Source organism: Thermostichus vulcanus str. 'Rupite' (assembly GCF_022848905.1).
Lineage (GTDB): Bacteria > Cyanobacteriota > Cyanobacteriia > Thermostichales > Thermostichaceae > Thermostichus > Thermostichus vulcanus_A.
In genome coordinates, this window is sequence record NZ_JAFIRA010000010.1 from 65,324 (window position 1) to 79,831 (window position 14,508).

Annotated in this window: 15 protein-coding genes and 1 riboswitch; of the genes, 7 read left to right on the top strand and 8 right to left on the bottom strand. The window is 55.5% G+C overall.

Translation table 11 applies throughout. The annotated features are described in order from the left end of the window. Positions 1 to 127: 127 nt before the first annotated feature. The 3 genes from JX360_RS05965 to JX360_RS05975 form a co-directional block, all read right to left on the bottom strand. Positions 128 to 1,462, bottom strand: coding sequence for a homoserine dehydrogenase (locus JX360_RS05965; protein WP_244349732.1), 1,335 nt, complete (start codon positions 1,460 to 1,462; stop codon positions 128 to 130). Between the two features lie 118 nt (positions 1,463 to 1,580). Continuing rightward, on the bottom strand, positions 1,581 to 2,186 hold the full coding sequence (locus JX360_RS05970; RefSeq protein WP_244349733.1) for a Uma2 family endonuclease: 606 nt from the start codon (positions 2,184 to 2,186) through the stop codon (positions 1,581 to 1,583). A gap of 187 nt (positions 2,187 to 2,373) precedes the next feature. Beyond that, the gene (locus JX360_RS05975; RefSeq protein WP_244349734.1) at positions 2,374 to 3,153 is read right to left on the bottom strand and encodes a GvpL/GvpF family gas vesicle protein; all 780 of its coding nucleotides are present in this window, start codon (positions 3,151 to 3,153) and stop codon (positions 2,374 to 2,376) included. Positions 3,154 to 3,358: 205 nt separating this feature from the next. Between JX360_RS05975 and JX360_RS05980 the strand changes: the two genes are divergently transcribed. Continuing rightward, on the top strand, positions 3,359 to 3,955 hold the full coding sequence (locus JX360_RS05980) for a DUF3318 domain-containing protein (protein ID WP_244349735.1): 597 nt from the start codon (positions 3,359 to 3,361) through the stop codon (positions 3,953 to 3,955). A gap of 159 nt (positions 3,956 to 4,114) precedes the next feature. On the opposite strand, the gene JX360_RS05985 is transcribed toward JX360_RS05980, so the two are convergent. Both JX360_RS05985 and hpf read right to left on the bottom strand, forming a co-directional pair. Next, entirely contained in the window at positions 4,115 to 4,822 is a 708-nt protein-coding gene (locus JX360_RS05985) for an urease accessory protein UreF (protein ID WP_244349736.1), read from the bottom strand. Between the two features lie 2 nt (positions 4,823 to 4,824). After that, on the bottom strand, positions 4,825 to 5,400 hold the full coding sequence (hpf, locus tag JX360_RS05990; RefSeq protein ID WP_244349737.1) for a ribosome hibernation-promoting factor, HPF/YfiA family: 576 nt from the start codon (positions 5,398 to 5,400) through the stop codon (positions 4,825 to 4,827). 776 nt (positions 5,401 to 6,176) lie between these two features. Between hpf and JX360_RS05995 the strand changes: the two genes are divergently transcribed. The 4 genes from JX360_RS05995 to JX360_RS06010 all read left to right on the top strand — a co-directional run bounded on the left by JX360_RS05995 (position 6,177) and on the right by JX360_RS06010 (position 9,305). Continuing rightward, on the top strand, positions 6,177 to 7,403 hold the full coding sequence (locus tag JX360_RS05995; RefSeq protein WP_244349738.1) for a methionine gamma-lyase family protein: 1,227 nt from the start codon (positions 6,177 to 6,179) through the stop codon (positions 7,401 to 7,403). A 206-nt stretch (positions 7,404 to 7,609) separates the two neighbouring features. Beyond that, positions 7,610 to 8,416: a PPC domain-containing protein gene (locus JX360_RS06000; RefSeq protein WP_244349739.1), complete on the top strand. Its 807-nt coding sequence runs from the start codon at positions 7,610 to 7,612 to the stop codon at positions 8,414 to 8,416. 337 nt (positions 8,417 to 8,753) lie between these two features. Next, positions 8,754 to 8,960: a hypothetical protein gene (locus JX360_RS06005; RefSeq protein WP_244349740.1), complete on the top strand. Its 207-nt coding sequence runs from the start codon at positions 8,754 to 8,756 to the stop codon at positions 8,958 to 8,960. Between the two features lie 27 nt (positions 8,961 to 8,987). Beyond that, positions 8,988 to 9,305 (top strand): TMEM14 family protein, encoded by a 318-nt coding sequence (locus JX360_RS06010; RefSeq protein WP_244349741.1) that lies wholly within the window; start codon positions 8,988 to 8,990, stop codon positions 9,303 to 9,305. On the opposite strand, the gene hypA is transcribed toward JX360_RS06010, so the two are convergent. The 3 genes from hypA to argJ form a co-directional block, all read right to left on the bottom strand. Then, positions 9,302 to 9,673: a hydrogenase maturation nickel metallochaperone HypA gene (hypA, locus tag JX360_RS06015; protein ID WP_244349742.1), complete on the bottom strand. Its 372-nt coding sequence runs from the start codon at positions 9,671 to 9,673 to the stop codon at positions 9,302 to 9,304. The genes JX360_RS06010 and hypA overlap by 4 nt on opposite strands. A gap of 3 nt (positions 9,674 to 9,676) precedes the next feature. Beyond that, positions 9,677 to 10,855, bottom strand: coding sequence for an agmatinase (gene speB / locus JX360_RS06020; protein ID WP_244349743.1), 1,179 nt, complete (start codon positions 10,853 to 10,855; stop codon positions 9,677 to 9,679). A 58-nt stretch (positions 10,856 to 10,913) separates the two neighbouring features. Beyond that, a riboswitch (guanidine-I (ykkC/yxkD leader) is annotated at positions 10,914 to 11,025 on the bottom strand. 61 nt (positions 11,026 to 11,086) lie between these two features. Beyond that, positions 11,087 to 12,304 carry a bifunctional glutamate N-acetyltransferase/amino-acid acetyltransferase ArgJ gene (argJ, locus tag JX360_RS06025; RefSeq protein ID WP_244349747.1) on the bottom strand — a complete coding sequence of 406 codons (1,218 nt, stop codon included), beginning with the start codon at positions 12,302 to 12,304 and terminating at the stop codon, positions 11,087 to 11,089. Between the two features lie 295 nt (positions 12,305 to 12,599). Between argJ and JX360_RS06030 the strand changes: the two genes are divergently transcribed. Next, positions 12,600 to 14,060, top strand: a complete 1,461-nt coding sequence (locus JX360_RS06030) for a TldD/PmbA family protein (RefSeq protein ID WP_244349744.1) — start codon at positions 12,600 to 12,602, stop codon at positions 14,058 to 14,060. A gap of 12 nt (positions 14,061 to 14,072) precedes the next feature. After that, positions 14,073 to 14,417 (top strand): RpnC/YadD family protein, encoded by a 345-nt coding sequence (locus JX360_RS06035; protein WP_244349745.1) that lies wholly within the window; start codon positions 14,073 to 14,075, stop codon positions 14,415 to 14,417. Positions 14,418 to 14,508 lie beyond the last annotated feature (91 nt).

A 14,508-nucleotide genomic window follows, 5' to 3' on the forward strand; every position in this document is an offset into this window, starting at 1 on the left:
TCCACCCAACCGCTCTTCGGGCTGCCTCGATCCGAGCCCAAACCGGTGCGGAAATGCGGTTACGCCAAACTCACCCCAAAATTAAACCGCGACCAGAGTCTCTAGGGCACTGCTCTCCATCCGCCCCTCAGCGTAAAACCCGGAACAGGCCAGGGATCCCTGCCACTTGAGGCAGCTGACGGATCTCGGCAATTGCCCGCTGACAATCGGCCTCCCGCACCGTGTGGGTGAGGATGACGATCTCTGCCTGTTCCCGATGGCATTCCTTTTGGGTGATGCTCTCCAGGCTAACCCGATGGTTACCAAAACAGGTGCCAATCGCCCCGATCACCCCCGGCTGATCCTGCGCCAACACCCGCACATAAAACTCTGCCTCCAATTCCGCCAACGGGATCCCGACTTGTAACTGCGGTGGCTCCGCACCCCCTGCGGAAAAGGGAAGCAAGGGAGGGAACCCCAGCAAAGGGTTGGGAACTTGAGCGCCGGTTTGCAGATGAGCGATCAGGGTGAGCAGATCCCCGACCACCGCACTGGCCGTTGGCCCCCGCCCCGCCCCTGGCCCCGACAACACCACCTGCCCGAGGGGATCCCCTTGTACCAAGACGGCATTGTCCACCCCGTTGATGCTGGCCAACGGATGGGTCAAGGGCAGGAGGGTGGGGTGAACGCGAATATCCAACCGGGAGGGGCCGGCGGAACTCGCCGCTCGCGGCGAACTTTGGGCAATGGCCAAGAGCTTAAAGGTGAAGCCCCATTCCCGTGCGTAGCGAATGTCGGTGGCGCTAATGTCGCGGATTCCTTCGCAGGGGATGTGTTCCCGCTCTACCGGCAACCCAAAAGCAAGGCTGGCCAAAATGGCGATCTTATCAGCGGCATCCCAACCCTCCACATCGGCACTGGGATCCGCTTCTGCGTAGCCGCGGGCTTGGGCAATCGCTAGGGCTTCCTCAAACGAGATCCCCTCCTGGGTCATCTGGCTGAGGATGAAATTGGTGGTGCCGTTGATGATGCCCCATACCGCCTGCAGGTGGTTGGCCCGCAACGATTGTTGTAAAGGTTGCAGAATCGGGATCCCACCAGCAACAGCGGCTTCCAAGAGCACCGAGACCTTAGCTTGGGCCGCGGCTTGGAAGATCTCTGCCCCATAGCGGGCAATCACGGCCTTGTTGGCAGTAATCACCTGTTTGCCATGGTCGATGGCCTTGAGGATTAAGCTGCGAGCCGGTTCAAGGCCCCCCAGCAGCTCGATCACGATATCGATCTCGGGATCCGACACAATCCGTTCCAGATCGGTGGTCAAACGCTCAGGGGGAATTTGCACTTCCCGAGGTTTATCCAGTGAGCGCACCCCTACCGCACCGATATCCACTGCCCGTAAGAGGGGATGGCCTGGGCGCTGCAAAATTTGCACCACGCCCGTACCGACGGTGCCCAATCCCAGTAGCCCAACCCGATAGACCACAATCGCTCCCCTCGCCTGTTGCTCGTTTGACCCTGAAGAATACCCTCACCCTTACTACGATAAACGGTGCCGTCCATCAATCGAGCAGAAGACAGAGACGACGGGAATAGTGTTTATCTCACTCATGGGGTACATTCACCTCCGAAAAGTCGATCCCGCGATAAACTTGCTCAATGGGGAAACTCAGATCGACCGATTGCAATTCCACCACGTCCCCAGCTCGGTAATTGAGGATCTCCCACCGTCCGTCACGGCCTTTGCGATAGAGATCGATTGCGATTTCATGCGAACTGACCAATACGTAATCCTGTAATTGGGGGTTCTGGCGATAGCGAAAAAACTTGTTGCCACGGTCATCAGCTTTTGCGCCCTCGGACAAAACCTCAACGATTAAACAAGGATGGGTAATATATTGTGGTGTAGTTTTATCTCTAGGATCACAGCTAACACTAGCATCGGGATAGGTGTAATCATGGGTTCCCACAAGATTCACCTTGCAATCAGAGTTAAAGACCCAACAACTGCTATTCGATAAGTGATTGTCCAATAAAGCTGCAAACTTTAAAACAACCCAGCTATGATTTTGAGTTCCTCCGCTCATGGCGTAGACTTCGCCATTGATATATTCATGGCTGATATATTCATGGCGACACAATTGTTGCTCTTCCCAAGTCAAATATTCAACGGGTGTCAACTTGGGTGAATAACTTGGAGTCGCAACCATGTTTTGTCTCCGATGGTCTGTGCCTTCTGCTAGTGGGCAGCCCCAAATAATCAGCGTACTAACCATGGTGCAGCAAGGCTTCTAGCAATTCAGGACTACGTTTACTTAAGCCCACCTATTTAGCAGTTTATCGTCGTTCGTAGCGTCAAAAAAACTGTATCTGGAACTCTGTCTAACGTCTGTCCATTCACCGCAAGGGATCCCTAAGCTGGTCTGGAGCCGGGAAGGCCCCCACAAAGTGATAGGGCGGTAAAGGCGTGCTCCAGTCCAGTTGCCAATCGGGGTGCTGAGCCAGCCAAGTTTGACTGATGGAGTCGGCCTGCTGTTTTTCAGTAGGTGTGAGTAAAAAATAAAGCCGTAGAGCTTCTTCGGGCTGGGGATCCACCCTTTGGATCGGCCAGGTGGAGGGCCAAAGCTGTTGCAGTGCTGACAACTCCTGTTCTTGACGGGCTTGTGCCTGTTGTTGCTGCAGGTAAGCCTGTTTGCGGGCCAAAAGATAGGCCGTTCCACTCAGGCAAGGCTGTGGATCCGGTTGCGGCTGAGGTTGAACCCTACCCTTGAGGCAATACTCGGCCCGTCCCCCAATGGCAGCAAGGGTTTGTTCATACTCCACTTGTCGGGCCAAGAGATGAGATCCCAATTTTTCCGCAGAGAGAAAACAGGTGCCAAAGCGCAGCGGCAACAGCGGGATTTGGGTAAATAGCCGACAAATCACCTGATCATGGCGTAGGGCGGAGCGCACCAACACTTCATCGGACGCTTGCAGGGACTCGGGATCCCGCATCGGTTCCACGGCAGCAGCAATGCGACTGCCCACAGGAGAAACCACCTGTACCGGCTGTTGGATCCCTTCTGTTTGCTGGATAAACTGCAATAGCTCGGGATCCGGCTGCGGCAAAAAGGCATAGGTGTAGAGGGGGCTAGCGTCCTTTGGAGGGATCCGATCCGGCTGGGTGAGGACTGTCATTATGGCAGGTTCAAGGGGTTACATACTCTCCCTCCTCAGTCTACGCAACCTGGCTCGGCCCTTTCAGAGAGTTCCACGGGCGGTGTGAGGATGCGGTAGACTAACCTCGCACAGGTTTGGCCCCAAGATCACGGGGGCTGGAACTCCTGTGTTCGGGGATCCCCCTTTTGAATCTTCTATCGAATCTCCCCAGGCAGGTGAGGCCATGACCAGCCGCTCAGACTTCAAGTCCTTTGAACAAGAAGAAACCGAACGATTACGGGATCTGCTGCCGGCTTCTCTACGACCCCTGATCAGCATTGTTCCCAACTTTGGCGGGGATGCGCTGTTGCTCTCCCGCCGCAAAGCCCCTTGGCAGCCTCAGGGCACGGTTGCGATTGATTTTCGTCGCTGGCAAGGGATCCCTCAACCGCAACGGGATCTGCTGTTTCTGCGGGAGGTGGGCTGGTTTGACAATCGCAACTGGTTACAGCCGGGGTTTTACCAATCCCTAGCCCTGATTGGCGGCATCACCACCCTGGCGGAGCTCTCGTTACAACATCCTTTTTCGGCTCTTTTGGCGGGAGGCATTACCGCACTTTCGGTTCGCCAGATCTGGCAAAACCTGAACCGCGAAAGTGCCCATTTTGATGCGGATGAATTTGCTCTGCGCCGTGCCCAGTACAGGGGATACACCCGGCAGGAGGCGGCTCAACACCTAGTGGATGGCCTAGAGCAAACTTTAAAGCTGGATCCTACTGATATTTTGACGGCGCTGCGCCTGCAACGGCTGAAGGCCATTGCTCTGAATCTCCATCCATGAGGAAGTGGGATCCCTGTCTGGCATCCCCTATCCCAACATAAGCAGGTCTGGAAGACGGGGTTAGGATCCCATTCGTCCAGAAGGTGCGAACGGCATGTTTCACGAACGCCAATGCCTCTCGTCCTGAGGGATCCCGGGCTTTCCCCTCAAGGTTGAGCCTCAAGATTGAAACAAACGGGAATACAACTGTTGGTGAGCCTGACAATCTCGCTCCTGTAAAGGAGCAAAGCTGCTCAACTGGGATCCCAACTCAGGGTTTAGGTTCGGCAAAATCTCCCGCTGCAACACCTGCTCAATCGGTTCGTATAGGCTGGCCAACAGGGCTTGCCCGTCACTATGGCCCAAAGGAACCAAACGCACCGCTGCCGAGACCCACCCCGCTAGAGCAGAAAACAGATAGGCCCGCAAGGCCTCCTCCAAGCCAATGCCCGCTGCGGCGCAAACCCAGCCGAACACCAAACAATGGTGCAACCCTTCTCCTGCATGGGTGGGAGGTCGGATCCCCCAGGTGCGTTCTGCCAGTTGGGCCAAGCGCTTGCCCAGATCCAAGCTGGCCTGTCGGGGTTCAGTCGCCCAGCGAGTGGCGTTCAGTTGTGCCTGCAAGTCCCTCAACTCAGCGGCGGATCCCTTCTGTGACTGCAAATAGGCCAACCCACAGGCTTTCCCTTCCCCAGGGGCCAAGCTCAGCTGCAAAACCCCCAAGAGGTACTGCCGCACCCCAGCCCGATCCCGCAGGTGCCCCGCTTGAACGGCAGTTTCCAGCCCCCAAGAGTGGGAATAGGCGCCTATCGGTAGGGCAGAATCGGTGAGTTGCAGCAGCAGGTAGAATGCACCGCTAGACCGGAGAAAAGCGGGTTCGCCGGGCATCGTTAACGGTGGGGGCGAATCAGGCCAAAGCCACCGTGGTTACGCACATAGATGACGTTGATCTCGTCATTCTCGCTATTGCGGAAAACGTAGAAATCGTGATCCACCAACTCCAACTGATGCAGAGCTTCCTGAACGGTCATGGGAGGCATAGCGAAGTATTTGGTGCGCACCACTTCTGCGGGCAGTTCCGGTTGCCGCTCGGTGTTGACGGGGGCAGAAACCGGCTGTTGGGCCACCACCACAGAGGTTTTGGGGGCATGGCGGGTGCGATGCACACCATTGCGCTCTTTGTACTTGCGCAACTTGCGGGCCAGCTTGTCGGCTACGCGGTCGATGCTGGCGTAAAGGTTTTCGCTGCTTTCTTCCGCCCGGATGATGGTGCCATTGGCGTAAAGGGTGACTTCGGCAGATTGGCTGGCACTGATGCGGGGGTTGCGGGCTACAGATAAGTTGACATCAACTTCACTGGTGATCTGGGCAAAATGGCTAACGGCACGGTCGATTTTTTCTTGAACATAGCTCCGGATGGAGTCGGTGATATCGACGTTTTTCCCTTGGATCACAAGTTTAGTCATGGGGACTCTCCCAGTCATATCGGTGTACACCTGAGCTAGCGCCCAACCTGGTCAAGGGATCCCTCGGGTTCTTTAAGGACAACTCCCCCTCACGAGCTATTTCAGCTTCAGCAACTCGTGAAAAGTAGGGTTGTATAATGAGAAGATCGGCCTTCGTGGGGACGCTAACTTCTTGGGTTAAATCTAAATTAACATCGCTTTCAGGGATCCCTAGCTGAGGTTAAGCATAACTTTAGGCTGTCTTAACTTTTATGAGATTTTGAAGGGCTGCGGGCCTCTGCCTCAAAAGAATCTGCATGCGTAAAGACTATATAAATTAGCATCAAAATATAGACAGAATGGCTCTGCTAAATGCTATCTAAATACTATCTTTGTTTAAGTGATTGTTGTTGAAGTGATTAAGTGATTAGTTGAAGTGATTAACTGTGTCAGCCGCGAAAGTTATACAACTAATTTATACGTGCTGCTCTTTAGATCTTTTTAGATCTTCATCTCCCAATCCCCCTTTCGACTCTCCCAAGGCCTTGACAGTATTATACAATGTCTTCTTGCTCAACGCGGAGGTCGTTTCTGCTAACAATATAAAGCGATGTTGACTTAAATTAAGGTTTTTATCGATTGCGAGAAAGGCTGATTTGGAGGATATTATCCCTGGCTTCGGGAAGTCTGGCAAGTCTGTTTTTGGCCGGCTTTCGGTTGGCCAAAATGGTACCTTCAAAAACTGGCTTTGTTTGGGTGGGCTGAGCCAGTCGTTACTTTTTCGAGGAGGGATCCGATTGAACCCGTTAGAACAGTTGGACAAGGCAGAAGCAGCCCTGCAGGAGCGCTTCCGGGCGATTGAAGCCACCTTGCGGCAGAATTTGGCACGAGTCTTGGGGGCTTTTCGAGACCAGCAGGTGGGATCCCATCATTTTGCCGGGGTTTCTGGCTATGGGCACGATGACTTGGGGCGGCAGGTGTTGGATCGAGTATTTGCCCAGATTATGGGCTGTGAGGCGGCGGCGGTGCGTCTGCAGATGGTGTCCGGCACCCATGCCATTGCCTGTGCCTTGTTTGGGGTGTTGCGTCCGGGGGATGAGCTGCTGGCCATTACCGGCCCCCCCTACGACACCCTCGAAGAAGTGATCGGCTTGCGCGGCTCAGGGCAGGGATCCCTACGGGACTTTGGCATCACGTATCGCCAGTTGGACTTGGTGGAGGGATCCGTCGATTGGCAGAGCCTGAAAACAGCCCTCAAACCTCAAACCCGCTTGGTGCATATCCAGCGCTCCTGTGGCTACGATTGGCGACCCAGTTTCTCTATTGCCCAAATCGCCGAGATGATCCAAATTGTCAAAAGGCAAAACCCGGAGGTGGTGGTTTTTGTCGATAACTGTTACGGCGAATTTGTGGAAACCCAAGAACCCACCCATGTAGGCGCCGATTTAATGGCCGGATCCCTGATCAAGAACCCGGGTGGCACGATTGTTCCAGCAGGAGGGTATGTGGCTGGGCGAGCAGAATGGGTGGAACGGGCCGCCTGTCGGTTAACGGCTCCAGGCATTGGTTCTGAGGGGGGGGCGACCTTGGATTTGAATCGATTGCTGTTCCAGGGTTTGTTTTTGGCCCCGCAGATGGTGGCTGAAGCCGTCAAGATCGCCCATCTAGCTGCACAGGTGTTTCAGGACTTGGGATACCCCGTTTCTCCGTTACCTCAGTCGCCTCGCACCGATACCATTCAAGCCATTCAGCTGGGATCCCCAGAGCGACTGCAAGCCTTTTGCCGTGCTATCCAGAAAAGTTCTCCTATTGAAGCTTATCTGACCCCCATTCCCGAGGTGATGCCCGGTTATGGGGATCCCGTGGTAATGGCGGCGGGCACCTTTATCGCCGGCAGCAGTGCTGAGCTATCTGCGGATGGACCGATGCGGGATCCCTACACCGTCTATTTGCAGGGGGGGACCCACCTCTGCCATGGGCGTTTGGCTTTGGAGGCGGTTTTGACCGAATGGGCCTCCCTGTAACATATTCCCGACCTTCACGCTGTAAGGCGTAGAGGGTGGGCTTCTCCATCCCGTATCCGAGACTTCGCGTTTTTGACCAAATCTCAATCGCTGCTCACCCTGAAGCCTTTCTATAAGCTACAGTCACAAGGCCCACAACCGAGTAGAATCGTGCTGAGCTGCGGCCCTAGTCCCTCAGTTCCACTATCTATAGGGGAGCCTTTTCGATGTCGAGCTTGCATCGTCTTTTTGTATTTCCCCGCCGTTGGGGATCCCGTTTGGCCCTGAGTGTGGTGGCCTTGGGGTTGGCCAGCAGCTGTGGTTTGCTGAATTGGGTACGAGAGAGTGGCTCTCAGGTGGGATCCTCCTTGACCCGTTCTGCCTTGTGGAGAGACAGCCAAACCGTAACGGGAACCCTTGGCTCTGGGGATCAGATCCATCCCCACGATGGCAGCTTTTTGGATGAGATCTCGATTACGGCGCAGCCGGGGCAAATTTTGATCGCGTCCATGGAAAGTGAGGCTTTTGATGCCTACCTGGAAGTGGTGAACAGCCAAGGGCAGGTGATCGCCTTTGATGATGACTCCGGCTTGGATGTGAATGCCCTGCTGGCAGTGCGTTTGCTGGAGGGGGGATCCTATACCCTACGGGCCACCAGCTTTGAGCCAGAATCCACCGGCGACTACCAGCTCACCTACACCCTCACCCAACTGGATTGGCAAGAAAGTCACTCCGGTCGTTTGCAGCCGGGATCCCTACAGCACCCCGACGATGGCAGCTGGATGGAGGAATATCCCATTGCCGCACGGGCCGGACAAATTCTGATCGCCTCCATGAGCAGCTCGGATTTCGATGCCTTTTTGCAGCTACTGGATCCCGACGGGGAAGTCATGGCTTGGGATGATGACCAAGGTGGCGGCACCCATGCCTTGATGATCGCTTTTCTGCCCCGTACAGGTACCTACACCCTACGGGCCAATACCTACGAAGCGGGGGAGCAAGGCGCCTACCTGTTGCAGTACACACTGCGCTAGCACCCAAAGTCGCAAAGGTTCTCCATCTCTCTTGAAGGGATCTGCGAGTGGGTTTACAAACCTTTTGCTGTTGATGTCGAGTGATGTCAAGGCTTTGACGATAATCATTATTTTTTAATATTCAGTGTTAAAAGTCTCTGGATCTCTTCCCAAAAAGCCCTCTGAACTAAGGATAATAGGCTCTTGCTGAGGTTTATGGGCAAGCATGACGTCTTATCCTAAGTTGTGACAGAGCTGAAATATTCTCAGTTTTCATGGTGTCTCTTTTCTAGAATCAGAGCTGTGGCCTAGACCACTTTCGAGCAGTCCAGACCCTACTCTTTACAAGATGGATGCCATGACTCCTGAAATGGTACGCCAGTTTTGGTCTTTGGTCGGCGAAATCGGCAGGCCAGAATGGCTCACACAACGCGACGATGATCTGGTGCATTTGCTCTTGAACGCCTGTCAGAAGCAACATGCTCTCAGCCTTGTAGACACTTCTATTCTGAATCGTTACATCAGCATCCGTTTGCCGTTGATCCGTGATATCGTCCTGGACTAGACCGGAATTGAGCGGAGTTCTGCAATCATGGTGACCGCACAAATCACCTTGCTGATCTACGGGGTTCTGCTTTTGGTGGGCGGAGTCATCGGCTATGCCAAGGCCAAAAGTCCTAAGTCGCTGATGGGGGGCTTGGTGGGATCCCTGCTGAGTGGGGTGAGCTACTGGCTGCTGAGGTCGGATCCCCGCTGGGGCCTGGGGCTGGGCTTGGCAACGGCAGTTCTGCTGGCGATTGTGTTTGGCATTCGCTACCGCAAAACCCAAAGTTTTATACCCGCTGGCTTGCTGTTGATCCTGAGCATTGGGGTTGCTGCCCTGCTGGGGTTTAGTTTTCGCTTGGCCTAGACCGCACTCTCCCTAACATCTGATAGGCACTCAATCCGGTCAATTTTGAGTTCCCGGCCTGAGCGGATCTCCTCCATCGGGGATCCACAGGTGGGACAGGCATACCGTTGTCCGATTTCCGGTTCGTAGTCTTTTTGGCAGGCATCACAGTAGGCGATCAGCGGGGTTTCTCGGATGACCAGTTGGGATCCCTCGAGGAAAGTTGCCTGAGTCTGGACCGCATAGGCCAACTCCAGGCTGACCGGCTCCACACAGGTGAACCGCCCAACGATCAAGTGGACATGGGTGATCCGAGGTCGTTCTGGTTGGCTTTGCCACCAGTCCTGTAGGGTTTGGATCAAGGCCCGCGTCATATCCGTTTCATGCACCCTTCACCTCCAGTCTCCTGCCATCTCCGGTTCTGCTTCGGGGTGAATATAGGCGGGTTTTTCCCGACGGGGCAGTTGTCCAGAGACCACCAAATGGGCCAGTGTATCGCAAATAACTCGGGTGGCCATCAGGGCCGTGATATCGCTGATATCGTAGGGGGGGGACACTTCCACCACTTCCAGACCACACACAGGTGCCTCCCGCACAATGCGCTTGAGCAGGTACAGAGCTTCTCGGGGCAATAGCCCCCCCGGTTCCGGCCAACCCGTCCCGGGTACAAAGCCCGCATCAATACAGTCAATATCGAAGCTGATGTAGACACAATCGGTGCCATCCAGGGCTTTTTCGAGGGCAAAATCGGCCGCCGCATCCAAGCCCATCTCGGTGATATCCGTCACGGTGAGGATATGGGTGGCTCGCTCGCGGCACACCTTCACCCCCTGCCGGGGCACTTGCCAGCCGCCGATCCCCAGTTGCACCAAGTTGTGGGCGGGGGCATTGCGGATGTTGGTGGCGTGAAACCAAGGGCAGGTGTGCATGCGCTCATCCAGATCGGTCTCCTGGGTATCCACATGGCGGTCAAAGTGGATGATGCCGACTTTTTTATCCCCCAAATGCCGACAGATCCCTCGTACCGTCGGGAAGCCAATCGAGTGATCGCCGCCGAGGATGATCGGGAAGGCGCCGGAGCCGAAAATATGGGCTATCCCTTTGGAGATTTGGTCGAAGGATTTTTCGTTGTTGGCCGGGATCGTAAAAATATCGCCGACATCACAAAGGGTGATCTGCTCCCGCAAATCCACGCCAAACTCGAAGTTATAGGGAGTGTAGAGGGCAGAAATGCGGCGGATCCCTTGGGGGCCAAAACGGGTGCCCGGTCGATAGGTGGTGCCGGAATCGTGGGGAACCCCCACCACAGCCACATCGTATTCGCCGACTTTGCGCACATCTTCCAGGTAAGGGGCCTTGAGGAAGGTGTTGATGCCCGCGTAGTGGGGCAATTCTCCGCGGGAGAAGGTGGGAATGGAGCGGTCGCCGATGCTGGCTGCGGCTTCTAGCCCAAACTCTAAGCCCCGGCTGACTTCCTGTTGCCACCCGGATAGAGAAAGTCCTGCCTCTTTGGCCAGAGCGGCTTCGGCCTCGCTGGAAAAGCCATTATTCGCGTTTGATTCGCTGGTCATAATCGATCGGATCCCTTTTGCCAAACAACAAACCCGGAAGGCCGCTTTGTGATGCTAGCTCTCCCGGGCTTTTATCCCTCCGTGTGCCCGGAGGCTACCCATGAGCCGCCGGATCCCTCTCTTGGACCAGACGTTCGGGAACAAGAACCGGAACCCTAGAGGTTTTGTATTGAGTTTGCCTCAATCCTACAGTGAGTTGGCCCATTCAGCGTCAGGAGGAACTGCCGAAGTTTAGGTGGTGTATTCGGCGTTGATGCGCACGTAGTCGTAGCTGAGATCGCAGCCCCAAGCAGTGCCCTGGCCGGATCCCTGGTGCAGATCGACAGTGAAGGTGACGGGATCCCCTTTCAGATACTCTGAGGCGGCTTGGCGATCAAAAGCCAAGGGCATTCCCGCCTGCATGAGCAGGAAATCCCCCAGGCGAATGTCCAACCGACGACTATCAAAGGGGATCCCGGCCCGACCGGCAGCCGCAGCAACCCGGCCCCAGTTGGGGTCATTGCCAAACGCAGCCGATTTCACCAACGGGGAACTGGCGATCACGCGGGCGATGTGCCGAGCATCCGCATCCTCTACCGCCCCCCGCACCTGAATTTCCAGCAATTTGGTTGCCCCTTCTCCATCGCGGGCAATGGCCTTGGCCAGATGAATACAAGCGGTGTTCACCATTTCCGCCAAAATTTGGGCAGCTTCCGTATCCGGTTGAATGGTGGGGATCCCGCTTTTGCCGTTGGCTAGGGCCAGAAGCATATCGTTGGTGCTGGTATCCCCATCCACGGTGATTTGGTTAAAGCTCAGGTCAGCGGCCTTGTGGAGGATCTGCTGCCACAAGTGCGGCTCCACAGCAGCATCACAGGTGAGAAAAGCCAGCATGGTTGCCAGGTTGGGATGGATCATGCCGGATCCCTTGCTGATTCCGCCCACCCGGACGGGATGTCCCAGGATCTCAGTCTCTAGGGCAATGCTTTTGGTGACCAAATCGGTGGTGATGATGGCGCGGGCAGCCTGTTCTCCACCCTCCGTCGAGAGGCTTTGCACCAGTTGGGGGAGTGCCGCTTGGATTTTCGGCATATCCAGTTGCCGCCCAATTACCCCAGTGGAAGCGGTGAGCACCTGTGCAGCCGGGATCCCCAACTGTTCCCCGACCCAGTTGGCCAGTTGGGCGTTGTTGCGTTCTCCTTCTTCTCCGGTGCAGGCATTGGCTTGTCCGGCATTGCAGAGAATGGCCCGTACCGGCTGCTGTTGGGCGAGGATCCCTTGTCCGTAAATGACACAGGCGGCCTTGACCTGGTTGGTGGTAAAAACTCCTGCTCCAACTGCATCACACTCGGAAACCATCAAGGCCAGATCCGGCGCTCCTGAGGGCTTTAATCCGGCAGCCACACCAGCAGCTCGAAACCCCTGTGGGGCAGTGACAGCGCCTTCAACCTTCTGAAATGGGGATCCCATGCGTTCCTTGGTCGGGTGGTGGATCTGCAATATCATACTGGCTTCCCTGCAGCGTGATCTGAGGATCCCGATTTGTTTTTGTGGCTAAGCGGATCCCCTCTGAAGTGCGGTCAGAACACCCCTTTAGCCATTCCAACCGGGGATCCTTTACATCTTGTTAAACTGATGAGAGCAAGGGATCCCGGTTGCCTCTTTCTGTCAGGGTGCCCTGGAACGACCTACGGTCTACACAACGCTTACGCGGACGACGCGACTGGCCCAATGCTTGTGCCTTTCTCCTCACTTCAGGCCCACTATGCTGTTATTGTCCAAAGAACTGCCCTCTCTGAATTACCGCCATACCCCGCAGCGCTTTGACCAGGATTGGCGGGATCCCCTCTCGACCCTGTTGGGTTGGGGGCGAGCCGCCGGAGCGGATTTGGTGGAGATTTTCCTGGAGCGGGGCAATTACATCAGTTGTTTGGCCGAAGACGATGCCATCACCAGCATTACCCCACGACTTTCCACCGGAGCAGGGGTACGGGTGTTTCGGGGCCAAGCGGATTGCTACGTCAGCACCAACGATCTGTCCTTTACCGGGTTAAAAGCAGCTCTGGAGAAAGGCTTATTGCTGATGGGCCTGACTCCCCCCAGTCCCACAGCGCTGGTCTCTGCCGTTAACTTGCAGATGCTACAGGACTACGCAGACTACCGCCAAAAAGATGGCTGGTTGCCAGAGTGTAGCTCCATTGCCGAAATGGGAGAGATTTTGCTCGGGGCCAACGAGCATCTACGCCGCCAAGCCCAACATGTCCAGTCTCGCCGCTCCACTTACTTCCGCGATTGGCAGGAGATCATGGTGGCTTGTAGCGATGGCACCTTTGTCCGCGATATCCGCCTCACCCAATCGGTGGGATCCACCTTGCTCTGTGCCGATGGATCCCATCGTTCTTCCATCAGCAAGCGATCCGGTAGCACCGGGGATCCCGCTTTTTTGCGCCTCTGGAATGCCCAAGCTGACAGCGAAGAACTGGCGGAAGCAGCCGGGCAGATGCTCTATGCCGACTATGTGGAATCCGGTACTTATCCGATTGTGATGGCCAATGCTTTCGGTGGGGTGATCTTCCACGAAGCCTGTGGTCATTTGCTGGAAACCACCCAGATTGAACGCAAAACCACCCCCTTTGCCGACAAAAAAGGCCAGAAGATCGCCCACAAGAACCTAACCGCCTGGGATGAGGGCATGTCCGGGGGTGCCTTTGGCAGCTTGGATGTGGATGACGAAGGGATGCCGGTGCAACGGACGCTGTTAATTGAGAAGGGTATTTTGAAAAATTTCCTCTCGGATCGGGCTGGAGCGATGCGCACGGGTCATCCCCGTACTGGCAGTGGTCGCCGCCAGAACTATACCTTTGCTGCGGCTAGCCGCATGCGCAATACCTACATTGCTCCTGGGGATGCCGAGTTGGAGGATCTGTTTGCCTCCATCGACAAAGGCATCTACTGCAAACGCATGGGGGGCGGTAGCGTCGGGCCGACCGGGCAGTTCAACTTCGGTGTGGAAGAAGCCTATTTGATCGAGAACGGCAAACTCACCAAACCTCTAAAGGGCGCCACCTTGATCGGGGAAGCCAAAGACATCCTGACCAAAATCTCCATGTGCTCTAAAGACCTCAGCTTGGCAGCTGGGTTCTGCGGTTCGGTTAGTGGCAGCATCTACGTCACCGTCGGGCAGCCCCACATTAAAGTGGACTCGATCACTGTTGGCGGACGGTAACCTTGACAGGACATGGCCTATGACAACGTCTGCAAGTATTTGGTGGAGCGATTCCCGGAGCAATTTGTGCAATGGTTGCTGGGGGAGGTCTCTGTCCCCGTGCAACTGCAGCCAACCGAGCTCTTGGAGGAGCCGATTCGGGTGGATTCTTTAATTCTCCTGGGGTTGCAACAACAAATCTTGCATCTTGAGTTTCAAACTAACCCCGACCCAGGGATCCCCTTTCGAATGGCTGACTACCGCCTGCGCCTCTACCGGAAACACCCTGAGCTATCGGTGCGGCAGGTGGTGATTTATTTGCGCAAAACCGGTTCAGAACGGGTTTACGAAAAGCAGCGTAAAGCCCCCGGTTTCTAACCGGGGGATATAAGCGCACAGGCTGAATTTATTCAGCAACAGAAATAGTACATACAATAGTCCCCATGAAACGGGTCACCACCACACTCAA